This is a genomic window from Pectobacterium sp. CFBP8739 (genome assembly GCF_013449375.1).
Taxonomy (GTDB): domain Bacteria; phylum Pseudomonadota; class Gammaproteobacteria; order Enterobacterales; family Enterobacteriaceae; genus Pectobacterium.
Genome location: NZ_JACDRR010000005.1, coordinates 265458 through 289978, shown reverse-complemented (window position 1 = coordinate 289978; position 24521 = coordinate 265458). Strand labels below are relative to the sequence as shown.

Genomic DNA, 24521 nt, shown 5'->3' with positions numbered 1-24521 from the left:
GTTCTACAACTACGTCAGGGGCAACCGAGGGAACGGGAGCTTCTGCGTTTGTTGCGGCCTGCTGTGCAGCTTTACGAGCTTTAACGCGAGCAAGGGCGGCGGCGACAGCAGCCTTGCGGGGATCTTCCGGCTCTTGTGTTTCAACGGCCGCAGCAAGTTCTACAACTACGTCAGGGTCAACCGAGGGAACGGGAGCTTCTGCGTTTGTTGCGGCTTGCTGTGCAGCCTTACGGGCTTTAACGCGCTCAAGTGCGGCGGCTACCGCGGCTTTGCGTGGGTCAAGCTCGACGGTTGGAACATCGGCTGTTGGGGTTTCCTGCTGTACCTGTTTTTCACGCGCCCGCTCTTCACGAACTAATGCCTTCCGTGCAGCCCGCGCGGCGATGGCGGCGCTGTTATCCGGCTGGGCGTCAGGGATGACCTCGATTGGCGAACCTGCCTCTGTTGTTGCGGTTTGCTTGCGGCGTACGCGTTCCAGCGCCGCCTGCACGGCATCTTTATCGCTGGCGGATACGCCAGCCGCTGCTTGTTTATGGCGCAGTTCGCGCGCGGCTTTTTCCCGCTCCAGACGGGCCTGTTTAGCATCAAAGCGCACTTTAGCCTGCGCGGCACGCTGTGCGTCTTCGTCGATTGCCCGAATCTCGGCCTTTTCCTGACGGTAATACTGTACCAGCGGAATATTACTGGGGCAGACGTAAGCACAGGCCCCGCATTCGATGCAGTCAAACAGATGGTGATTGCGGGCTTTCTCGTGTTCCTGCCCACGGCTGAACCAGTAAAGCTGCTGTGGCAACAGCCCCGCCGGACAGGCATCGGCACATTTGCTACAGCGAATGCAGGATTGCTCTTCGGCAGCCGGCTCCATTTCCGCATGCGATGGCGCGAGTAGGCAGTTGCTGATTTTGACGATCGGCACATCCAGCGACGGCAGGGTAAAGCCCATCAACGGACCGCCCATTACCACCATCGGCTGCTTATTGACGTGGAAGCCACCCTGTTTGAGCAGGTGACGTACTGGTGTGCCCAGCCGCGCCCAGACGTTACCAGGCTGACGCAAGGCTTCACCGGTTAGCGTCACCACGCGCTCGGTGAGCGGTTCGCCGTCGATCACGGCACGTTTGATGGCGAAGGCTGTACCGACGTTCTGCATTAACACGCCAATCGCGGCGGAGTGTTTCCCGAACGGAACCTCTTTGCCGGTCAGAATTTTGGTGAGCTGCTTGGCTCCGCCTGATGGATATTTGGTCGGAATAACGCGCAGTTGTATATCGCTGCGTTTACCCAAAGCCAACCGCAGGGCGGCAATCGCTTCTGGCTTATTATCTTCGATTCCGATCAGAATACGTTTTGGCTGCAACAGGAACGACAGAATGTCGACACCTTGAATAATTTCGTCGGCGCGCTCCTGCATGAGTCGATCGTCGGCGGTGATATAGGGTTCACACTCTGCGCCGTTGATGATCAGGGTTTCAATCCCGCGCATTCCGCCTTGTAACTTGGCCGCGGTAGGGAACCCTGCGCCGCCCAGACCCGCGATGCCAGCCTGATGCAGGTGAGCAAGCAGGGTATCGGTGCTCTGTGCGCGATAATCCATCAAGGTCTGACGTTCACACCAGCGGTCGTCGCCATCCGGCACAATAATAATACTGAGTTCAGACAGGCCAGAAGGGTGCGCCGTGGTGTGTTGGCGGATCGCATTCACCGTGCCTGACGTTGGGGCGTGAACGGGCAATGTGCGGCCTTTTCCTCGCGTCAGCGGCTGGCCGCGCAGAACTTTATCGCCGACGCTGACGCAGATCTCACCTTCTGGGCCAAGATGCTGCTTGAGCGGAATAATGAACTGTTCTGGCAGCGGAATGTGACGCAGCGGCGTCCGGCTGGACTGCGTCTTCATTTCCGGCGGATGAATGCCTCCGTCGAAATCCCAGATCCTGTCTTTTCTAAAGGCGGAAAACAGCTTAAGCATGGCGTTCTACTTGAATAACGCGTACTGGAATCGTATCGAGATCCCATTTCCAGTTAGCGGGAGTCGGAGCGATAGGACGTAATTCGATACAGTCCGTCGGGCAAGGGGAGACGCAGAGATCGCAGCCGGTGCATAAATCGCTCACGACGGTGTGTACCGCTTTGGTACTGCCGATGATGGCATCAACCGGGCAGGCCTGAATGCACTTGGTGCAGCCGATGCAGTTGCTTTCGTCGATCCAAGCAACGTGGCGTGCAGGCGCTTGAACGTCGGCGTCGCCTTCCAGCGGCTGTGGATCAACGTTGAGCTTTTCAGCCAGCTTCAACATCATCGCTTCGCCGCCGGGGCCGCATTTATTAATATTTTCCCCATTTAGTGCGACCGCTTCGGCGTAAGGCCGACAGCCAGGGTAGCCGCACTGGCCGCACTGGCTTTGTGGCAACATGGCTTCCACTTCTTCCACGATCGGATCATTTTCGACTTCAAACCGGCGGGAGGCGTAGCCGAGCACCAGACCAAATACCAGCGCGAGAGCGCTTAATGCCGCAATGGCAATCCAGATTGCGGTCATCAGAATTTCACCAGTCCGGTAAAGCCCATAAACGCCAGCGACATGAGGCCGGCGGTGATCAGCGCGATAGATGAACCTCGGAACGGCGCAGGAATATCCGACACGGCAAGGCGCTCGCGAATGGCGGCGAAGAGTACCATCACCAGCGAGAAGCCTGCGGCACCGCCAAAGCCATAAATCGTCGATTGCAGGAAGCCGTGCGACAGATTGATATTAAGCAGAACAACGCCAAGTACAGCGCAGTTGGTGGTAATCAGCGGCAGGAAAATCCCCAGCAGACGATACAGCTCAGGGCTGACTTTACGCACGAACATCTCGGAGAACTGCACCACCACGGCGAGCACCAGAATAAATGCCATGGTGCGCAAATAGAGAATATCGAGCGGAACGAGAATAAATTCGTTGACTAGCCAGGAAAACATGGAGCCGACCGTCATTACGAATGTGGTCGCCATGCCCATGCCAATCGCCGTCTCCAGCTTTTTGGACACGCCCATAAAGGGGCACAGCCCAAGAAACTTCACTAAGACGAAATTATTTACCAGAAGGATGCTAACAAAGAGCAATGCGTATTCGGTCATTACGGTGCCTACAAAACAAAACCGGACTATTATCAGGCATTGTCGGGTTTTCGACAACATACCCAAAGTAGGGTTATCGATGTCCCCTGCAAGGGGCGAAAGGGTAACGTCTCGTAAATACGAGAAACGCCGAGCTGTCAGACAACCATGCAGAGCCTGTTCTGAGCAATAGCCCGGAAGGAAATTATTGCATAATTATTCTTTTTATCGCTGATGACACTTTATGGTTACAGGACGTGATACCAGACGGATTTTGGCACGCAGCCGATATCGAATAAACGCCCGCCGGATGCCAGCTCAGCCCGCCGATGATCCGCAGCACGATACATGTTGATGATTTCCTGACTATCTGTCAGAGAATAATTGAGGTGATCGAAGAGTTTTTCCAGACTTTCTGTTGAGCTGACTTTCCTGAATTTAAGCAAATAGTCATGAACGGTCATGGTGATTGGTCTAATAGTTATGTGGTTGAGATGACTAAGTATATGCAAGCGGCACAACCTGTCTAGAGGGCGATGTAATAAAGTACGCTTATTTTTCAACAACAAACAAATGAAAATGAAAAATAATGGATTGACAGGAAATAGGATGACGTTTAAGGCAACCGTGGGCGGCAGCATGATGGCAAACCGTAGCGTGAATGATGGGTGACGATAACGGGGCAGCGTAGACGTCAACTGCCCCTGATATCTGTGCCTAGCGACTACACAGTTTGTAGTACACCTCGTTCCAACGCAGGGCATCTTTGAATTCGTGGAGTCGGGTTTCGTTGTCGATCACCAGCAGTTCAATATTCTGCATTTCCGCGTAGAGTCGCATGTGTTCGAGATCTAACGCCTGGCTAAAGACAGTGTGGTGCGCACCGCCGGCCAGAATCCAGGCTTCCGCCGCCACGTCCAGCGACGGTTGCGCTTTCCAGATGGCACGGGCAACCGGCAATTTCGGCAGTGGGTGAGGTTGTTCGATCGTATCGACCAAATTTACCAGCATTCTGAAACGGTCGCCCATGTCGATCACGCTGGCGTTGAGTGATGGGCCCGCTGGCGTAGAGAAAATCAAGCGGGCAGGGTCGGCTTTTCCACCAATGCCAAGATATTGGGCATCCAGAATCGGTTTCTGTTCTTTCGCAATGGTGGGGCAGACTTCCAGCATGTGGGAGCCAACGACCAGATCGTTACCATTCTGGAAGTTATAGGTGTAATCCTCCATGAAGGACGTTCCGCCTGACAAACCACCTGCCATCACTTTCATAATGCGCAGTAGCGCGGCAGTTTTCCAGTCGCCTTCGCCACCGAAACCATAGCCCTGTTGCATCAGACGCTGTACCGCCAGTCCCGGCAACTGCTTCAAGCCATACAGGTTTTCAAAATCGGTGGTGAATGCGTGATAGCCGCCTTGTTCCAGAAAACGCTTCATCCCGAGTTCAATCTGTGCCGCATCCAGCAGATTCTGGCGGTTCGCACCGTTGAGCTTCACCGCATCCGTTAACTGATAGTTGGCTTCGTATTCGTCGACCAACGCATTGATATCGCCTTTGGACACCGCATCAACCACGGCGGTTAAATCACCCAGTCCCCAGGCGCTGACGGAATAACCGAACTGGATCTGCGCGCCGACTTTATCGCCTTCGGTGACGGCGACTTCACGCATGTTGTCACCAAATCGTGCGACCTTCAGCTGTTTGCTTTCCTGAATGGCAGCAGCAACCCGCATCCATTTCCCGATACGGACATGGGCGTTCTTATCCTGCCAGTGGCCGACGACTACCTGATGCGCCTGCCGCATCCGAGCGCCGATGAAACCAAATTCGCGTCCGCCGTGTGCGGTCTGGTTCAGGTTCATGAAATCCATGTCCATGGTGTCCCACGGCACTTCGGCATTGAACTGGGTGTGGAATTGCAGCAGGGGTTTACTGAGTACGCTCAGGCCGCCAATCCACATTTTGGCGGGAGAGAACGTATGTAGCCAGGTCAGCAGGCCAATACAGTTATCTTGATAGTTGGCATCACGACACAGCGCCAGAATCTCATCCGGTGTTTTCACCAGCGGCTTCAGCACCAGCTTAACCGGCAGATTAGCCTGTTGATTTAACCCAGCGACGACCTTTTCCGCGTTCTCTTTTACCTGACGCAATGTTTCCGGCCCGTAGAGGTGCTGGCTACCGATGACGAACCAGACTTCAAGCTGCTTAAAATGATCCATGATGACTCCTGTAACGTGATCCCAGAGGGATAAAAATTAGTTTTTCGCCGTAGACGTTGTGCTATAGGCAGGTTCCGCGAGGCGGCACCACTGCTGATAGCGTTCATAAAGCTGCTGATAACGGGCAACGCGCTGGCTGTCAGGCATTAAGGTGCGTTCTATGCCGCTGGCCATATGCTGCTGTGCCGTTGGGATATCGTCGTGAACGCCAGCGGCGACGGCGGCAAAGATCGCCGCGCCGAGCGCACAGCACTGATCGGAGGCAACGATCTGCAAAGGGCGATTCATCACATCAGTGCATACCTGCATGATGACGGGGGATTTCCGCGCGATGCCGCCCAGTGCTAGCACGTTCTCGACGGGGACTCCCTGATTTTCAAAGCATTCCATAATCGCGCGCGCGCCAAAGGCCGTCGCGGCAATAAAGCCACCGAACAGCGTGGGGGCATCGGTGCCCAGATTGAGATCGGTGATCACGCCTTTTAGCCGCTGATTGGCGAACGGCGTTCTGCGGCCGTTGAACCAGTCCAGCACGACAGGCAGGTGATCCAGCGTCGGGTTCTCCGCCCAGCTGTGCGTGAGTCGCTCCAGCAGTTTGCCTTCCATCGCCTGTAATGACGTTTTGAGTTCAAGATGATCTTTCGCGGCTTCCTGTAATGACCAGCCCAGCAGCCGCCCAAACCAGGCGTACATATCACCGAAGGCGGACTGTCCGGCTTCGAGGCCGATATAGCCAGGAACCACGCTACCGTCGACCTGCCCGCAAATACCGGCAATGGTGCGATCGGCAATGCGTGCGTCGTCGGCGATCAGAATGTCGCAGGTGGACGTGCCAATCACTTTGACCAGCGTATAAGGCTGTGCGCCTGCGCCGACGGTGCCGACGTGGCAGTCAAACGCGCCGCCCGCCAGGATGACTGTCTCAGGAATACCGAGCCGCTGCGCCCATTCGGCGGTAATCGTGCCGACCGGCTGCTCGGCAGTCCAGGTATCGGTAAACAGCGGGTACTGCAATGTCTCTGTCAGGCAGGGATCGAGCGCATGCAGAAAGTCTTTCGGCGGCAGTCCGCCCCAGCTTGGGTGCCAAAGTGATTTATGCCCGGCGCTGCATCGACCACGGCGGATAGTGGCAGGTGCCTGCGTACCGGAAAGCAGGGCGGGCACCCAGTCGCACAGTTCTATCCAGGAGACGGCCGCCTGCCGCACCGCCGCATCTTCACGCGAGACATGCAGGATTTTGGCCCAGAACCATTCGGACGAGTAAACGCCACCGATATAACGGGTGTAATCCGGAAACTGGCCGCTTCTGCACAGTGTATTAATCGCTTCGGCTTCTTCTATTGCCGTGTGGTCTTTCCACAGCACAAACATGGCATTGGGGTTGTCGGCAAATTCGGGGCGTAGGGCGAGGATCTGACCGTGTTCATCAATCGGTGCGGGGGTAGATCCGGTCGAATCCACGCCGATGCCGATGATGTGTTGGCGCTGTTCGTTCGTCAGGCGGGAAACCACCACCTTAATTGCCTGTTCCAGCGATTCAATATAGTCCAGTGGATGGTGTCGGAACTGGTTGTTGGCAGGCTGACAATATTTCCCCTCGCGCCAGCGGGGGTAGTAGACCACTTCTGTTTCCAGCTCTTGCCCGCTTTGGCAGTCAACGGCTAAGGCGCGTACCGAATCACTACCGAAGTCGAGGCCAATTGTAATAGCGCCCGCGCTCATGTTTTGCTCCTCATTAATCCCAGAACGTTGGTGTTTACGATGGCAGGGATAAAGAGAGGCGGTGAGGAGTGGTTAGCTGGAAGTATGTATTTTTCTGTCGCCATCAGCCATTTTGTGAAGCCCGTCAAAGGTTAATAATTGGTTAAAATTGCTAAATGTATGCACAAACCTGTCATTGTTCTGGGATGTGATAAAGCTCTATATTCGGACCGAAGATAACGACTAAAACATAAAACGTCTGAATGCTACTGAGTAAAGGATTGCGCTAAGTCTGTGTTTTTCCTTTATCCAGACCGGAAAACCCTTACCCACAACGTGAACGAGTATCGGCGTTGCTGGCGAATGAAAAGATAATTACACCGGAGAACATCATGCATAAATTCACTAAGGCGCTGGCAGCAATCGGGTTGGCTGCGGTTATGTCACAATCAGCTATGGCAGAGAACGTAAAGCTGGGATTTCTGGTTAAACAACCGGAAGAACCTTGGTTCCAGACCGAATGGAAATTCGCTGATAAAGCAGGAAAAGATCTCGGTTTTGACGTGATAAAAATTGCGGTTCCCGATGGGGAAAAGACCCTGAACGCGATTGACAGCCTAGCGGCTAGCGGAGCAAAAGGTTTCGTTATCTGTACGCCCGATCCGAAATTAGGGCCTGCCATTATGGCGAAAGCGCGCAGCTACGATCTGAAAGTGATTGCGGTTGATGATCAATTCGTGAATGCCAAAGGCCAGCCGATGGACACGGTACCGCTGGTGATGATGGCTGCCACCAAGATTGGTGAGCGCCAGGGGCAGGAACTGTATAAAGAAATGAACAAACGCGGCTGGAAAGTGGACGAAACGGCCGTGATGGCGATTACCGCGAACGAGTTGGACACCGCGCGTCGCCGTACCTCGGGTTCTATGGATGCGCTGAAGGCCGCTGGCTTCCCAGAAAAACAGATCTATCAGGTGCCGACCAAATCTAACGATATCCCCGGCGCGTTTGATGCCGCTAACTCTATGTTGGTTCAGCACCCCGGTGTGAAAAACTGGCTGATTATTGGCATGAACGACAATACTGTGCTGGGCGGCGTGCGGGCGACGGAAGGTCAGGGCTTTAAAGCCGAAAACGTGATTGGTATCGGTATCAACGGCGTGGATGCGGTCAGCGAGCTGTCCAAAGGTCAGGCGACAGGCTTCTTTGGTTCACTGCTGCCAAGCCCGGATATTCACGGTTACAAGAGTATCCAGATGCTGAATGACTGGGTCACCAAAGGCGTAGAGCCGGAGAAATTCACCGAAGTGACCGATGTGGTGCTGATCACGCGTGACAACTTTAAGGTCGAACTGGAGAAAAAGGGCCTGATGTAATCACGCCTGATTTCGTCAAGACGCGGATAACGCCGATCGGCATGACGCTAGTCGACGTTATCTTGATCGACGTTATCCGCGCGCTACCTGCATCGTTATGAGGAAACAGACATGACAGCACAGTCACCCTATTTGTCGTTTCATGGAATTGGCAAAGAATTCCCCGGTGTTAAGGCGCTTTCGGATATCAGTTTTGCCTGCCATGCCGGCCAGATCCATGCATTGATGGGGGAAAACGGAGCGGGCAAATCGACGCTGTTAAAGATCCTGAGCGGCAACTATTCTCCGTCAGCGGGTGAAATCCATATTCAGGGTAAACCGGTGCAGTTTACTCACACGATGGACTCCCTGAATGCGGGTGTTGCCATCATTTATCAGGAACTGCACTTGGTGCCGGAAATGACAGTTGCCGAGAATATCTATCTGGGACAACTGCCGCATAAATACGGCATGGTGAACTACTCGCTGCTGCGCTATGAAGCCAAGCTCCAGCTACAGCATCTGGGATTGGATATCGATCCTGATACCCCGCTGAAATACCTGTCTATCGGGCAATGGCAGATGGTGGAAATCGCCAAGGCGCTAGCCCGAAACGCCAAAATTATTGCTTTTGATGAACCGACTAGTTCGCTGTCTGCTCGTGAGATCGAGCAGCTTTTCCGTGTGATTAAAGAATTACGCAGCGAAGGCCGGGTCATTTTGTATGTTTCGCACCGGATGGAAGAAATTTTTGCACTGAGCGATGCCATTACCGTGTTTAAAGATGGCCGCTATGTGCGTACGTTTGACGATATGCAGCAGGTGAACCATGAGTCACTGGTACAGGCGATGGTAGGACGTAACTTGGGGGATATCTATGGTTATGCGCCGCGTCCGCACGGCGAAGCGCGTTTGACGCTGAAAGACGTCAAAGCACCTGGCGTGAAATCCACGGTTTCCCTGAACGTGAAGCAGGGGGAAATTGTCGGGCTATTTGGTCTGGTAGGTGCGGGCCGCAGCGAACTGATGAAAGGGCTGTTTGGCGCGACCAAAATCACCAGCGGTCAGGTGTTGCTGGATGGCAAACCGCTGGTGGTGAATTCTCCCATCGATGCGATTCGTCAGGGCGTGATGCTTTGCCCAGAAGATCGCAAAGCGGACGGCATCATTCCGGTGCACTCGGTGCGCGACAACATCAATATCAGCGCAAGGCGTAAGAGCCTGAAAGCCGGTTTTATTATTAATAATCAGTGGGAAGCGGATAACGCCTCGAAGCGCATTGCGGCGTTGAACATCAAAACGCCGTCCGATGAACAACTGATTATGAATCTTTCCGGGGGAAACCAGCAGAAAGCCATTCTTGGCCGCTGGCTGTCCGAAGAGATGAAGGTCATTTTGCTCGATGAACCTACGCGCGGCATCGACGTCGGCGCGAAGCACGAAATTTATCATGTCATCTATGAACTGGCGAATCAGGGGATCGCGGTGCTGTTTGCCTCCAGCGATTTACCAGAAGTGCTTGGGCTGGCCGACCGGATTATCGTCATGCGCGAAGGTGCCGTCTCCGGCGAATTGCTGCACGCCGATGCCACAGAGCAGCAGGTGCTCAGTCTGGCGATGTTACGAACCCCCGATATCGAATCTGCGGTTGCTTGACCGCGAAGGAGCAAAATAATGTCAACGGTTACGTCTGCAACCTCAGAAAAGAAGAAAAGCGGTATGGGATTGTCCCGCATTTGGGATAACTACGGCATGCTGGTGGTGTTTGCCGTGCTGTTTCTTGGCTGTGCGATTTTTGTCCCGAATTTCGCGACGTTTATCAATATGAAAGGGCTGGGGTTAGCGATCTCGATGTCCGGTATGGTGGCCTGCGGGATGCTGTTCTGTCTGGCTTCTGGTGATTTCGACCTGTCGGTGGCCTCCATCATCGCCTGTGCAGGGGTAGCCACGGCGGTAGTGATCAATATCAGTGAAAGTCTGTGGATCGGTGTCAGTGCTGGGCTGTTGCTGGGCGTGGCGTTCGGTTTGCTCAACGGTTTTGTTATTGCCCGTTTGAAGATTAACGCGTTGATCACCACGCTGGCGACCATGCAGATTGCGCGCGGCCTGGCGTACATCATTTCCGACGGTAAAGCGGTAGGGATTGAAGATGAGCGTTTCTTCGCGCTGGGCTATGCCAACTGGTTGGGCTTGCCTGCGCCAATCTGGATCACCATTGGTTGCATGATTGTGTTTGGCCTGCTGCTAAACAAGACCACCTTTGGCCGTAATACTTTGGCGATTGGGGGCAATGAAGAAGCGGCGCGTCTGGCCGGGGTGCCGGTGGTGCGTACCAAGATTATCATTTTCGCTTTGTCCGGTTTAGTTTCCGCCGCCGCGGGGATCATTCTGGCTTCGCGTATGACCAGCGGCCAGCCGATGACCTCCATTGGGTATGAGCTGATCGTGATTTCTGCCTGTGTGCTGGGCGGTGTGTCGCTGAAAGGCGGGATCGGTAAAATTTCTTACGTGGTGGCCGGCGTGCTGATTTTGGGGACGGTGGAGAACGCAATGAACCTGCTGAATATCTCTCCGTTTGCCCAGTATGTGGTGCGCGGTCTGATTCTGCTGGCGGCGGTTATCTTTGACCGCTACAAACAATTGGCGAAGAAAACGGTGTAAATGCTTGTGCGGCAGGAGAGTAAGCCTGCCGCTTTCTTTCTTATTAGCGTGTACCGGAGGCTCGATGTATCACCGTATGGCGCATGACTCTCAGCCTAATCCGCTGCTGCCGGGATATTCGTTCAACGCTTACCTCGTGGCAGGCCTGACGCCGATTCTGGCAGATGGGCCGCTCGACTTCTTTATCGATCGCCCTGATGGTATGAAGGGCTACATCATTAATCTCACCATGAAAGGACAAGGACAGGTCTTTGATGGCGATGAGACTTTTTTTTGTAATCCCGGCGATTTGCTCTTGTTCCCACCGAAATCGAAGCATTTTTATGGTCGCTCACCGAGCAGCGACTGCTGGTATCACCGTTGGGTCTATTTTCGCCCGCGCGCCTACTGGGCCGACTGGCTGGAATGGCATACCCAAAGCAGCGGCATTGGCCGCATGAGTCTGCCGAATAATCAACTACTACTGGAGTTCGACAGGCTATTTGCCAACATTGAGCAGACGCAACGGTCTGGGCGGCGTTTTTCAGAAGAGTTGGGCATGAATCTGCTGGAGCGTCTGTTGCTCCGCGCGATGGAAGAAGATCCGCAGAGTCCGCAGAAGATCATGGATCCGCGCGTAATAGAAGCCTGCCAGTTTATTACCAGCAATCTGGCTGGTGAACTGCGTATTGACGAAGTCGCGCGCCACGTTTGCCTGTCGCCGTCGCGGCTGGCGCATCTGTTCCGTGAACAGGTGGGCATTAATATTTTGCGCTGGCGTGAAGACCAGCGCGTCATCCGCGCCAAGCTGTTATTGCAGACCACGCAGGAATCCATCGCCAATATCGGTCGCGTGGTGGGGTATGACGATCAGCTGTATTTCTCACGAGTGTTCCGTAAGCGGGTCGGCGTCAGCCCCAGCGATTTCCGCCGCCGCAGCAGTGAAATCAACTATCCGGCAGCCAAAACGCTGCCCGTGGCGTGGGGAGAGCGGATGCCAAATGCCATGAGCGGCTAACGAATCAGATTCCCCTGGCTGTTATCCCTCTCTGCAATCTGGCGGATGACGGGTATATACTGAGTGAGAAATTACAAAGTCAAAATAAGTTAAGGGGAATCGTCATGAGTGAGACCGTTCGTGTTGGACTGCTGGGCTACGGCTATGCCAGTAAGACATTCCACGCGCCATTGATTGCAGGTACGACGGGTATGGAGCTGGTGGCCGTGTCCAGCAGCAGTGCTGAAAAAGTGCATGCAGATTGGGCAAATCTGCGAGTAGAGAAAGACCCTCAGGCGTTATTTAACGATCCCGATATTGACCTCATTGTTATTCCTACCCCCAATGACACGCACTTCCCGCTGGCAAAACAGGCGCTGGAAGCGGGCAAGCATGTCGTCGTCGATAAACCGTTTACGGTGACGTTGTCACAAGCGTACGACTTGGGCGCTATAGCTGACCGTGTCGGAAAAATGCTTTCTGTTTTCCATAACCGCCGTTGGGACAGCGATTTTCTGACGCTGAAGCAGCTATTGTCAGCGGGAACGTTAGGGAATGTGGTGTATATGGAATCGCATTTCGATCGCTTCCGCCCTGAAGTGCGTCAGCGCTGGCGTGAAGACGGCAGCGAAGGCAGCGGGATTTGGTACGATCTGGGGCCGCACTTGCTGGATCAGGCATTAGAACTGTTTGGTTTGCCGGTCGCGATTCAAGTGGACATGGCGCAACTGAGGCCGGGAAGTAAGGCGACGGATTATTTCCATGCGACGCTGATTTACCCGCAGCGTCGGGTAGTTCTGCACGCCAGTATGCTGGTGGCGGCGGCTTCTGCGCGCTATACCGTACACGGCACGCGCGGCAGTTTCGTCAAGTACGGGCTCGACCCGCAGGAAGATCGCTTGAAGGCGGGCAAACGTCCACCGCTGGCCGACTGGGGACAGGATAAGCGTGATGGCGTGCTGACATTGTCTCGCGATGGCATAACGGCGGAGCAAACGGTCGCCACGATTTCGGGCAACTACCCAGCTTACTATGCGGCGGTGCGTGATGCGCTGCTCGGTAAGGGGGAAAACCCCGTCAGCGTGCATCAGGCGATTCAGGTGATGGAGCTGATCGAGCTGGGGCTGCTTTCTCATGAGCAGAAAAAAGCCGTCACGGTGAAAAATAGCTAGATTTACCGCGCTTTATTCCAGATAGTTAACGGTTTGTTTAAACAGGCGATCTTAGGATCACCGTAGACTGCTGTTTTTGGGCGATCGTCGGGTCGCCCGTCTTGTTAGGGTATAAATTAGAGCGATAACAGGCTAGGGGAAAGGTGTCAGGCATGGGGTGGTTACAACGGTTACGCATTGATAAGTTCTTGTTGGTTTTGGTTCTGGTTGTCGTGACGGCATCGATTCTTCCTGCTCAAGGCATCGCGAAGGTTTTCTTTGAAAATCTGACAACAGCAGCGATTGCTCTGCTGTTCTTTATGCACGGCGCGAAGCTGTCGCGTGAAGCGATTACCGCAGGGATGGGACACTGGCGTTTGCATCTGGTGGTATTTGCCAGCACGTTTATTCTGTTTCCGCTGCTGGGTGTCGGTATGAGTTTATTGTCACCGGTTGTGCTGACGCCGACTTTGTATCTTGGCTTCCTCTATCTGTGTGCGCTCCCTGCGACGGTGCAATCGGCGATTGCGTATACCTCAATGGCAGGCGGCAATGTGGCGGCGGCGATCTGTAGTGCATCCGCATCCAGTATTTTAGGTGTGTTTCTTTCGCCAATTCTGGTCGGTTTGCTGATGCAAACGCAGGGGGGGGAGACCGATACGCTACATGCTATTGGTTCCATTATCATGCAGTTGATGGTGCCTTTCGTGATTGGTCATCTGTCTCGTCCGTTGATTGCGGGCTGGGTCGATCGCCACCGTAAGCTGATTAATATTACTGACCGGTCATCTATTCTTTTGGTGGTCTATGTTGCTTTCAGCGAGGCGGTTGTGCAGGGAATCTGGGGACAAATCAACGGCTGGTCATTACTCGCCGTCGTCGGTTGTTCGATGGTACTGTTAGCGATTGTGCTGGTGGTGAATACGCTAGCCGCGCGCAAGCTGGGCTTTAACACCGCCGATGAAATCACCATTGTCTTCTGTGGGTCGAAGAAGAGCCTGGCGAATGGGATCCCGATGGCAAACGTGCTATTTCCTGCCGCGGCTGTCGGGGCGATGGTGCTGCCGTTGATGATTTTCCATCAAATCCAACTGATGGTGTGTGCCGCGTTGGCTCAGCGTTATGCTAAACGGCTACAGAAGGAACAAAATACGCCTCATCAATAAGAGAGTAGTCGTCTTTCTCACAGACAAAACGCCCCCAGTCTGATACAGACGGGGGCGTTGTTATTTGTCGCTATCACTTGTCACAATCATTTGTAACTACTCGGAAATACAAGAAATAATCTATTACAGTGATAGTTTCTAAAGTTTATTACTTTTTCGATCCGTTACGTTATAACCATGTTGGCTCATCAAGATTCATTATCGATAGAGCAGGATGCAGTTGATGATAATTATCATTTGAGATCGAGACAATATGTTAAAAAAAACGGTAGTAACTTTAGCAATGCTAGGGGTGTTAGCTTCCACATCCGTACAGGCTGTTCAACATATGGATTGTGTGAAAACCGATAAAAAAGAAATTGCCTCGCTGTTTGACCGTTGGAATGCATCGCTACAGACGGGGGATGCGAAAAAGGTCGCGAAAAACTATGCACCAGATGCGGTGCTGCTGCCGACGCTGTCCGATAAACCACGTACGACTGACGCAGAACGTATCGACTATTTTGAACATTTTTTGGCGAAAAAGCCGGTTGGCAAGATTGATACCAGTACGATCCGTATCGGCTGCAATGACGCCGTCGATACCGGAACCTACACCTTCACGTTCGGCGATGGTAGCGTAGCCAAAGCACGTTATACCTATACTTACGCCTGGGATGGCAAACAGTGGTTGATTACCACGCACCATTCTTCGGCGAATCCGGTCAACTGAGTTATGTAACTTATTTGTAACTATCTAATGTCAAACGGCTAACAAAAGTTAGCCGTTTTTTCGTGTGGCACTGCGTGGCTATAGCCGATCGTGCTATCAGGTCGCGCTGCGTTTCCGCAGCACCTTTTCACGTAGTTGCTGCTTTTCCTGCTCGCTGATAAACGCAATGTTCAGGCCGTTTTCCTGCGCTTTGCGTGTTTCTACCGCTGTCAGGCCAGCAAGTGGTGCGGCGATCTCATATTCGTGGCGGATCTCTATGCCCTGAACTGCCGGGTCATCCGTATTGATAGTGGCGGGGATTTCATAACGCAGGAAGTGGATGAGCGGGTGCTTATCCAGAGATTCCACCGTACTGGTCTGAATGTTGGATGTCAGGCAGGATTCAATCCCGATTCCCTGTTCTGCCATGTGTGTCATCAGGCGTGGATCGATAATGGCGGTCACGCCATGTCCGATACGCTCCGCCCCCAGATGATTAATCGCCTGCCAGATACTTTCCGGTCCGGCGGCCTCACCTGCGTGAACCGTGATGTGCCAGCCAGCATCGCGGGCCTGTCGGAAATGGGACGTGAATAACGCACCGGGGTGCCCCAACTCATCGCCAGCGAGATCGAGTGCGACGATGCGGTCACGCTGGGACAGCAGGGCGTCCAGCTCTTGTTGGCACGCCTCGGTGCCGAATGTCCGGCTCATGATGCCAATCAGACGAATGTCGGTATCGAAATCACGACAGCCCGCTGTAATGCCGTCGATCACCGCTTCAACCACGCCAGCAACCGGAAGCTTATGGTTCATCGCCATATAGTAGGGAGAGAAACGCAGTTCGGCATAATCTAACCCGGCTTTCACGGCATCTTCAACGTTCTCATAAGCGACGCGGCGACAAGCATCCAGTGAACCGAGCACAGCCACGCCCCAGTCGAGTTTTTGTAAAAAGCTCACCAGGTCAGGTTCATTTTTGGTGACCTGAACGTGAGGGCGAAGTGCTTCAAGATCGCGGGCAGGTAACGCTACGTTGTACTGGTGTCCAAGCTCCAGAATACTCTGGGCACGGATATTGCCATCCAAATGGCGGTGGATATCCGTCAATGGCAGGTGTAGATCAATCATAATGTTATTGTCTGATTACTGTTCTTCGTACGACAAAGTATAAAAAGAAATCGTGTTAAATAGCCAATTGTTACCGCTGAAATCCGAACGTTCTGAACAATCATTGAGCAAAAACAAACTGTTATTGCTTTTCCCGCCCCGTATCACGTGCCATTGCCACCGCCGCTATCACGGCAACAAAATAGATCGCAGCCTGATGGGCTTCCATGAAGGGTTTCAACGCGGACATGGTGTCATCTCGACATCAAACTGAAGAAATGGGTAGAAAAAACGGTGGTTGCAAGTGCGGCCACCGTGTGTTTTAGCTCGTCATATTACCGGGTATGGCTTACTGTGCCGGTGGCGTGACGGGTTCTTCCTGTGCGCCAGGCAGCGACTCTTCACCTTGTTCCGTTGGTACGGAGAAATAAGGGGCGATGAAATCGGCCAGTGCTATTTTGTTGCCGTTGAAGTCAATTTGACCTTCGGAATAGTGCAGTGAGCTGGTAATCGCGTTGTCTTTGGTGACGCTCAATTGGTTCATTTGGCCGATATCCGCCATCATCTTCGCTTGTTGCTGCGCCATTTCTGTCGCCTGCTTTTGCTCTTCATCATTAGCGGGTTTTGGTCCTGCCTGTACCATTAATTCTGTCAGCATATCCAAAGGCACATTGAGCTTGGCATCGAGTTTTTTGACGGACTGACGAATGATTTTTTCTTCGTCAGATACTACGGATTCAGCGGCTTTATCCGTGCTTTGCAAGGGATCGGTTAGATCCAGCGCCAGTGTGAACGTCCCTTCACCTTTACTGTTTTTCCAACTGATCGGGGAGATAGCAATGTTCGGGTTGCCTTTCAACAGCTGCGGAAGGTATTGCAGAACCGACATGACAACTTCGTGCTGATACGTGTCGGGATCCATGGCGGCCGGATCTTGCAACAGCTTCTGCACTTTTTCCTGATAGGCTGTGAGGAATTGCTTGGTACCCGCGCCATCAAGCTGTGAGATAGACATGCTGACGTTGCCCGAGCCCAGATTGCGGTCACCGATGACTAACGAACCCAGCGTCACAGCCATGTTGCCCGCCAGATTTTTGTCATCTTCCGTTGCGCTACTTTTTAAAGAAAAATCGTTCAACGTAACGGGTTCGCCACCTTCTACGGTAAACGTCATCGCTTTAAGCGTCAGTGCACCATCGCCTAAATCAAGATCGAACTTGCCTTTTTGATTGATCCCCTTGATGGAGAAATCGGTGACATCCACATTCTCTGTCTGGCCCCAGGCATTTTTCCTTTCCATCTTCACGCTGCTGATGGTGGTGTCCAGCTTGCTGCTGCGCAGGTCATGTCCGATATCCACCAAGGCTTCCGCACCGCTGAAGGAAAATTTCTGTTCTGGCGACTGGTGGTCAATCGGTGCCAGCGTAACAAGTGATTGTGTATCACCGTTGTAGGCGACGCGAGTTTCTGCCGTAAAGAACGGTTTGTCTTTAGTCAGCTCAAACCAGGCTTTGATGGCCGGCGTGTTGGCTAACTCGGTATGGACAGAAGCCATTGTTGGGATGAGGTTGAATTTCTTGAGCTGTGCCAGCGGGAACGGCCCGTGAGACACCGTTTCATTGAAGACTAATTCTTCACCGGGAGCCAGGAACTGCGCGCCTTTTGCTGTGCCGTCTGTCTGTAAAACATAGGACAGCGTGCTGCTGAATACACCTCCCTGATAGTCGCGATAGACAACTTTCAAGCCCGCATTCGGGTAGTTTTGCTTGAGTTTAGTATTCAGCGTATCGGTAAAACCATCAATCTGCTGAGCCAACTGCTTGCCGGTGTACCAGGATGCGCCGGTCCAGACGGCACCCAGAGCAACAATAACGCCTACGGCGACTAACGACTTATTCATTTTTATTCATCCTTTAGTAAAAAAATGCGCGTTTTCAACGCGAAATGCAGGTAACTATCAAGCAATTAACCACCACGTAATTCACAACCACCGCAATGTATGACGCGATGTGCGGGGGAGTGGCTGCGTGGGGAACTCGTTATCGGTTAAATACGCGAGCGAGACGCCCTTGTCCCTCAACTGTTATCGGTGACTCACTGGCGGATATAAAGCAGGATTCTCCCGGACGTAGCGAGATCCGCTGCTCATTTTTTTGCAGGACGGCGTGGCCGTCAACACAAAACACAATGGCGGCACTGTCTTGGCTGAGTGGTTGCGGCTTCTGGCTCAGTTCGTGCAGCGAAAAAGCAAAATCATCAACAGGGATCGGGAAACTGAGTTCATTACCCTGTCGGCGTGGCATTGTCAGCAAGTAGTTTGCAGGCTTGGCTTCAAACACGACATTATCCAGTAGCTCTGGAATATCAATGTATTTCGGCGTGAGCCCGGCGCGCAGCACGTTATCCGAGTTCGCCATGACTTCTAGTGCCACGCCTTTCAGATAGGCATGCGGCGTTTGAGCAAACAGAAACATGGCTTCGCCAGGCTGAAGCGTAATGACGTTAAGCAGCAGCGGGGAGAACAATCCGCTGTCATCGGAATAGTATTGTGTAATCGCGCGGATGGTCGCCCAAGGTTCGTCATTTTGGCTGTTTAACGCGGCCTTCAGTACGCCGATCGCACGTGACTTTTGCTCACCTTCCATGCTCAATAGATTGGTGAACAGCATGGCGAGGTTCTTCGCATCGGGCTGCTGTAAAAACGCCGCGATTGACGGATGTGCGCTTGCAACTGGCTCCAGCAGGCGCACAATTTCAGACAATTCTCGGAACCCGTTCATAGCCTGAAAAGGGGTTAATGCATAGACCAGTTCCGGTTTGTGATTGGCATCTTTGTAGTTTCTTTCGGCCGCATCCAACGGGATGCCTGCTGCATTTTCTTTCGCAAAACCTTGTTCTGCGGATGTTTTACTAGGATGAACCTGAATAGAAAGCGGCTGTTCCGCGCACAATACCTTAAATAAAAAGGGCAGTTCGCCAAAACGTTGCGCAATCGTTGCGCCAAGATGCGTCGTTGCGTCTTCGGAAATGATGTCTCGGAGGTTACGGGTCTTACCTTTTTCATCAATAATCACCGAACTACTTTTAGGATGGGCACCCATCCACAATTCCGCCATCGGTAAATTGTTAGGATTATCAATGCCATATAGCTCGGTTAAAGCGTGTTTACTGCCCCAGGCATAGTGCTGGACGCAGTTGAGCATTTTTTGCATGTCGGCTTCCTGCTATTACATTAATTGTTAATTTCTGTGATGCTGGCTGTTAATTACTTGAGTGATTATGAATACACTGCATCTTCTTCGCTTCATGGTAATGTTTTATGTAGCGCGATGCCAGACAGTGTTAGTCGACCAATAAGCGTGATAAAGCCAGTGAGTGTTATCAGAATAGGCTCAGCGATGTGATTCGATGTCTTCTACTAGTTAATTGTGTATTTTTAAGGAGGAAAGGTAATGAGCACGACGCGTAGTGAAAAAGACTCAATGGGGCCGATTGATGTTCCTGCTGAACGTTTATGGGGCGCACAAACGCAGCGGTCACTGGAACACTTCCGTATTTCTGAAGAGAAAATGCCGCGTGCACTGATTTATGCATTGGCACAAACCAAGCGCGCAGCGGCCCGCGTCAACATGGATCTCACACTTCTGCCTGCTGATCGGGGAAATGCGATTATTCAGGCGGCGGACGAAGTGTTAGCAGGCCAGCATGCTGGGGAATTCCCGTTAGCGATCTGGCAAACCGGATCGGGCACGCAAAGCAACATGAATATGAACGAGGTGCTGGCTAACCGCGCCAGTGAACTACTGGGGGGGGAGCGGGGTAACAATCGGTTGGTTCATCCCAATGATGATGTCAACAAAAGCCAAAGTTCCAATGATGTCTTTCCTACGGCGATGCATGTCGCGGCCGTGGTCGCGATCAACGAACATCTGATTCCTGAATTGAAGGCGCTACACGCCACGCTGGCGTCGAAGGCCGAGCAGTTTAAGGACATCGTCAAAATTGGCCGTACGCATTTACAGGACGCGACGCCGCTGACGCTGGGACAGGAAATCTCTGGCTGGGCCGCGATGTTGCAGCATAATCTGAAGCATATCGAAAACAGCGTTCCGCACATTTGCGAGCTGGCGCTGGGCGGTACCGCGGTCGGTACGGGGTTGAACACACATCCTGAATATGCAGTGCGCGTGGCGGCAGAACTGGCGAAACTCACCGGCCAGCCGTTTGTAACTTCACCGAATAAATTCGAAGCGCTGGCGACCTGTGATGCACTGGTTCACGGGCACGGTGCCTTGAAGGGGCTTGCCGCGTCGTTGATGAAGATTGCCAACGATGTGCGCTGGCTGGCCTCCGGCCCACGCTGTGGTATCGGCGAATTGAGTATTCCTGAAAACGAACCGGGTAGCTCCATCATGCCTGGCAAGGTCAATCCAACCCAATGTGAAGCGCTGACAATGTTGTGTTGTCAGGTGATGGGCAATGATGTTGCCGTGAATATCGGCGGGGCGTCCGGCAATTTTGAACTGAACGTGTATCGCCCGATGGTGATTCATAACTTCCTGCAATCGATTCGCCTGCTGGCTGATGGCATGAAGAGCTTCGATGAGCACTGTGCGGTGGGGATCGAACCGAATCGCGATCGTATCAATCAGTTACTGAATGAATCGCTGATGCTGGTGACGGCGCTGAATACGCACATTGGTTATGACAAAGCGGCAGAAATTGCCAAAAAAGCGCACAAAGAAGGGCTGACCTTGAAGGCCGCTGCGCTCAAACTGAACTACCTGACGGAAACGCAGTTTGATGAATGGGTTCGTCCGGAAGAGATGGTCGGTAGCCTGAAAAAGTAATGGCGTGGTAATGAGCGCGTTATCCCGCAGCCTGCTGGTGTTGATCAGCAGGCTTTTTTCATTCTGGAGCATCGGTATACAGGTGCAAACGCGGTATCAGCAGGCGAAGTTCGGCCGCTTTCGGTTTGTGTTTGTGCTTGATGTTATTGGCATCATAAGGATTCAGTTCGCCGATAATGGGCACGTCACCGCCTGACTCCTGCTGGCAAAGCACAAGCAGAGGGGACGGGCAGGGATGCTGCACCTGTTTCTGCTGTTCTGGATACCACACGCGTGCGATGGGCTGCACTTTGACCGGACGTTTGATTTTCAAAACCGAGTTTTCCGGCAGCAACAAGACAGCGTCAATTTCTTCTTCGATATGCTCAATCCACTGCGTTTTGGTATACGGCGCCGTGTGTTTTGCTGCATTCCGACTTTTGGTTAGCTGTTCCAGCAGTTGTCCGCGCGTCATATTTTTGATGACATGCTTATTCGCCCAGCCAAAGCGGACTGACGCTGGGTTCGTTATGAGCGTTAACGACCGGTAAGCGCTAAGCGTGATCAACCCTTTCAAATGCGTGTGGACGAACTCAAAGCGCTGTTCCGGCTCCAACCCAGATTCGACGGTGATAATCTGCTCCAGTTCTTTTTTTAATGTATTAATTTCCGCGATAAGCGATTGTGCCCGCTGATATTGTGCGGCGTTTACGCCAAAACAGAGTGCGCCTGGTAAGCGAATCGCACTTTTACTGCTGAGTGTTTCTGGATAGTGGTGAATAAACAGACGCTGGAAATGTGCCAGCCCTTTATCGCGCGCTTCCTGCCCGACGTACTGTGTTACGGCGATATGCTCGATAGGGTCATGCTCCGCGCCTTTCTCCACCGGAGGAAGGGAATAGACCCGACCAGCCAGTAGCCGATACTCGGCAAACTGTAGTTGCATTAGAGCCAGTTTCTTCTCTAATTTTTGGAAACAGCAGTTCATACGATCGATTAGCGTGTAGCGGTTCATCATTTACATCTTTTTAGTTACAACATACTTATGTTTATACTCATAAACACGCACTTCAGCAATCGTGAATATCATCGGTTTTAACAGGGCTGGTGGGGGAAAGACAAGTGAAGTGGGTAGGAGCAGCCCGGAGTTTACCTGAATGCAGGTAAACTCCGGTAAGAAAGGGGTTTAAAGACGTTTTTTAAGTATCAGACTCACTCCCAGCGCGAGCAGTAAGAGTGCGCTCAGAAACACGGTGATCCCCATCCAGCCGAATGAATGCCAGAAGAATCCGCCCAGCGTGCCTGCTAGGCTCGATCCAAGATAGTAAGAAAAGAGATACATGGATGACGCCTGACCTTTCGCGCGCCGTGCCCGTTGGCCAATCCAACTGCTGGCTACCGAATGTGCAGCGAAGAAGCCAGCGGTAAAGAGCATCATCCCCCCAAAGATAACAAATACCGGCGTCAGTGCCGTTATTCCCAGACCTGTCAGCATCAGGAGGATAGCAATGCTGAGTACGGGGCCGCGTCCGTAGCGAGCCGTTAATGCTCCTGCTTTTGGCGAGCTGTAACTTCCGGTGAGATAAACTACGGAAAGTAAACCAACCACCGCCTGACTGAGTAAATACGGTGGGGCTAACAGCCGATATCCAATGTAATTAAACAGGGTAACGAACGCCCCCATCAGCAAAAATCCCTCAAGGAACAGCAGCGGCAAGCCCGCATCGCGCCAGTGCAGTTTGCTATTCAACAGCAGCGTTTTTGGGCGCAGCGAGCCGGGTCGGAAATGGCGTGAGTCGGGCAGGATACGCCAGAAGGTTATCGCCGCAATGAGCGCCAGTACGCCGATCGTGCCGATGGCGACTCGCCACGGGAAATAGTCCGTTAAGACCCCGCTGATCAGACGTCCGCTCATGCCGCCAATGGAGTTACCGCTGATATATAACCCCATCGAGAACGCCAGCACGCTGGGGTGAATTTCTTCACTCAGGTAGCTCATGGCGACGGCAGCGACACCGCTTAGCGACAGACCCATCATGGCTCGCATGGCCAATACGCCGTTCCAACTGGTCATAAATGCGCAAATCACAGTACAGATCGCGGCCAGCATCAAGGACACGACCATGACATTCTTACGACCGATGGTGTCGGAGAGTGGTCCGGTAAACAGCAACCCAAACGCCAGCATCACCGTTGAGACGGAAAGCGACAGGCTGCTGGTTGCCGGAGAAATACCGAAATCCTGAGACAGCACCGGCAGCAGCGGCTGAACGCAATACAGCAGGGCAAACGTTGCTAACCCGGCAGAAAATAGCGCCAAAGTGACGCGCATAAATTGTGGTGTACCACGGGCAATATAGGGGGTTTTACCCGAAGATCTCAGGGCAATATCATCCGCATCGTCGGCCGCAGAAAGGGGCCAGTCGTTCGGTGCAGAAGATGGCAGGTTACTCACAATAATTCCTTACCAGAAAAGGTAAATCAGGCGTAAAACAACAGTGTTACGATCATAGAAGGGTGATATTATTTTGTATAATATATTAATAATCATGATTGATATGTTTAACATATGAATATCGAACTCCGTCACCTTCGCTATTTTATTGCAGTCGCTGAAGAGCTGCATTTTGGCCGAGCCGCAGAAAGATTACGCATTTCACAGCCGCCGCTGAGCCAGCAGATTCAGATTCTGGAGGAGCAGGTGGGAGCAAAACTGCTGGCGCGCAATAACCGTAATGTCCAGCTTACCCCAGCGGGCGAGATGTTTCTGAAAGAAGCTTGGTCGATTATTAGCCAGGTTGATCAGGCGGCTGAGCGAGCGTCCCGCATTCAACGCGGCGAAATTGGGGAATTAACGATCGGTTTTACGTCGTCTGCACCGTTTATCAAAAAGATCTCCAGTAGCCTGCTGCGTTTTCGTCAAACGTACCCAGAAGTGCATATTCAGATGATGGAGCTCAACACTAAGCAGCAAATTGAACCGCTGCTGAACGGTAAACTCGATATCGGCATTATGCGTAATAACCCGCTGCCGGACGCGCTGGATCATCGGTTGTTATTACGTGAACCGTTGATTGCCGTCGTGCAGGAATCTCATCCGTTAGCGCAGCAGGCCGCTGGGCGAACAATCAACATCACACAACTGGCGAATGAACCGTTCGTTTTCTTCTCCCGCGCAGTGGGAACCGCATTGTATGACGACACGCTGACGCTGCTGAAACGCTATGGCATCAGCCCCTACATTACGCAAGAGGTGGGCGAGGCGATGACGATCGTCGGGCTGGTGTCGGCGGGGTTAGGCGTATCCATTTTGCCTGCATCGTTTTTGCGTATTCGGGTCGATGGCGTGAAATATTTGCTGCTGGAAGAAGAGGACGCCACAACGGAAGTCTGGCTGGTTACTGCTCGGCATCATCCGCAAAGCGCGGCGGCGAAAATGCTAATGTCGCTGATGTTAGGCGGATAATCGTTAAAATATGCGCGCTAAATCACATAACGAATCAAATATTTGACGAGTTTAGTGAAAAGCTCCACCATACCCGTAGTTTTTTTATTTTGCAG

The 24521-nt window shown here is 52.7% G+C and carries 20 protein-coding genes; 9 read left to right on the top strand and 11 right to left on the bottom strand.

All coding sequences use genetic code 11. The annotated features are described in order from the left end of the window. The 6 genes from rsxC to H0247_RS02045 form a co-directional block, all read right to left on the bottom strand. On the bottom strand, nt 1-1966 hold a 1966-nt coding region (gene rsxC / locus H0247_RS02070), incomplete at its 3' end, for an electron transport complex subunit RsxC (RefSeq protein WP_180741023.1). Then, a complete protein-coding gene (rsxB, locus tag H0247_RS02065) occupies nt 1959-2537 on the bottom strand; it encodes an electron transport complex subunit RsxB (protein ID WP_180741022.1) in 579 nt (192 codons plus the stop codon). The genes rsxB and rsxC, both read right to left, overlap by 8 nt. Continuing rightward, the gene (gene rsxA, locus H0247_RS02060) at nt 2537-3118 is read right to left on the bottom strand and encodes an electron transport complex subunit RsxA (protein WP_010296121.1); all 582 of its coding nucleotides are present in this window, start codon (nt 3116-3118) and stop codon (nt 2537-2539) included. Before rsxA ends, rsxB begins: the two co-directional genes overlap by 1 nt. A gap of 227 nt (nt 3119-3345) precedes the next feature. Continuing rightward, the gene (gene ydgT, locus H0247_RS02055) at nt 3346-3561 is read right to left on the bottom strand and encodes a transcription modulator YdgT (protein WP_180741021.1); all 216 of its coding nucleotides are present in this window, start codon (nt 3559-3561) and stop codon (nt 3346-3348) included. A gap of 253 nt (nt 3562-3814) precedes the next feature. Further along, nucleotides 3815-5320 carry an L-arabinose isomerase gene (gene araA, locus H0247_RS02050; RefSeq protein WP_180741020.1) on the bottom strand — a complete coding sequence of 502 codons (1506 nt, stop codon included), beginning with the start codon at nt 5318-5320 and terminating at the stop codon, nt 3815-3817. A gap of 36 nt (nt 5321-5356) precedes the next feature. Further along, nucleotides 5357-7042, bottom strand: a complete 1686-nt coding sequence (locus tag H0247_RS02045; RefSeq protein WP_180741019.1) for a ribulokinase — start codon at nt 7040-7042, stop codon at nt 5357-5359. Nucleotides 7043-7413: 371 nt separating this feature from the next. Here H0247_RS02045 and H0247_RS02040 point away from each other — a divergent pair, with 371 nt between their 5' ends. The 7 genes from H0247_RS02040 to H0247_RS02010 all read left to right on the top strand — a co-directional run bounded on the left by H0247_RS02040 (nt 7414) and on the right by H0247_RS02010 (nt 15042). Beyond that, nucleotides 7414-8397: an arabinose ABC transporter substrate-binding protein gene (locus H0247_RS02040; protein ID WP_180741018.1), complete on the top strand. Its 984-nt coding sequence runs from the start codon at nt 7414-7416 to the stop codon at nt 8395-8397. Nucleotides 8398-8508: 111 nt separating this feature from the next. After that, on the top strand, nt 8509-10032 hold the full coding sequence (gene araG / locus H0247_RS02035) for an L-arabinose ABC transporter ATP-binding protein AraG (RefSeq protein ID WP_180741017.1): 1524 nt from the start codon (nt 8509-8511) through the stop codon (nt 10030-10032). 18 nt (nt 10033-10050) lie between these two features. Further along, on the top strand, nt 10051-11037 hold the full coding sequence (gene araH / locus H0247_RS02030; RefSeq protein WP_180741016.1) for an L-arabinose ABC transporter permease AraH: 987 nt from the start codon (nt 10051-10053) through the stop codon (nt 11035-11037). 64 nt (nt 11038-11101) lie between these two features. Further along, the gene (gene araC / locus H0247_RS02025) at nt 11102-12034 is read left to right on the top strand and encodes an arabinose operon transcriptional regulator AraC (RefSeq protein WP_180741015.1); all 933 of its coding nucleotides are present in this window, start codon (nt 11102-11104) and stop codon (nt 12032-12034) included. A gap of 104 nt (nt 12035-12138) precedes the next feature. Then, nucleotides 12139-13185, top strand: a complete 1047-nt coding sequence (locus tag H0247_RS02020; RefSeq protein WP_180741014.1) for an oxidoreductase — start codon at nt 12139-12141, stop codon at nt 13183-13185. A gap of 152 nt (nt 13186-13337) precedes the next feature. Further along, a complete protein-coding gene (locus tag H0247_RS02015; protein WP_180741013.1) occupies nt 13338-14330 on the top strand; it encodes a bile acid:sodium symporter family protein in 993 nt (330 codons plus the stop codon). 253 nt (nt 14331-14583) lie between these two features. After that, a complete protein-coding gene (locus tag H0247_RS02010) occupies nt 14584-15042 on the top strand; it encodes an SgcJ/EcaC family oxidoreductase (protein ID WP_180741012.1) in 459 nt (152 codons plus the stop codon). A 96-nt stretch (nt 15043-15138) separates the two neighbouring features. On the opposite strand, the gene add is transcribed toward H0247_RS02010, so the two are convergent. The 3 genes from add to manA form a co-directional block, all read right to left on the bottom strand. Further along, entirely contained in the window at nt 15139-16152 is a 1014-nt protein-coding gene (gene add / locus H0247_RS02005; RefSeq protein WP_180741011.1) for an adenosine deaminase, read from the bottom strand. Nucleotides 16153-16480: 328 nt separating this feature from the next. Continuing rightward, entirely contained in the window at nt 16481-18031 is a 1551-nt protein-coding gene (locus tag H0247_RS02000) for a YdgA family protein (protein ID WP_180741010.1), read from the bottom strand. Between the two features lie 139 nt (nt 18032-18170). Next, complete coding sequence (gene manA, locus H0247_RS01995) at nt 18171-19343, bottom strand: mannose-6-phosphate isomerase (RefSeq protein WP_180741009.1); 1173 nt, start codon at nt 19341-19343, stop codon at nt 18171-18173. 240 nt (nt 19344-19583) lie between these two features. Here manA and fumC point away from each other — a divergent pair, with 240 nt between their 5' ends. After that, the gene (fumC, locus tag H0247_RS01990) at nt 19584-20981 is read left to right on the top strand and encodes a class II fumarate hydratase (RefSeq protein ID WP_180741008.1); all 1398 of its coding nucleotides are present in this window, start codon (nt 19584-19586) and stop codon (nt 20979-20981) included. Nucleotides 20982-21039: 58 nt separating this feature from the next. On the opposite strand, the gene tus is transcribed toward fumC, so the two are convergent. Both tus and H0247_RS01980 read right to left on the bottom strand, forming a co-directional pair. Beyond that, complete coding sequence (gene tus, locus H0247_RS01985) at nt 21040-21975, bottom strand: DNA replication terminus site-binding protein (RefSeq protein WP_180741432.1); 936 nt, start codon at nt 21973-21975, stop codon at nt 21040-21042. Between the two features lie 171 nt (nt 21976-22146). Continuing rightward, entirely contained in the window at nt 22147-23415 is a 1269-nt protein-coding gene (locus H0247_RS01980; protein WP_180741007.1) for an MFS transporter, read from the bottom strand. Between the two features lie 114 nt (nt 23416-23529). Between H0247_RS01980 and H0247_RS01975 the strand changes: the two genes are divergently transcribed. Then, entirely contained in the window at nt 23530-24426 is an 897-nt protein-coding gene (locus H0247_RS01975; RefSeq protein ID WP_180741006.1) for a LysR family transcriptional regulator, read from the top strand. Nucleotides 24427-24521: the final 95 nt, after the last annotated feature.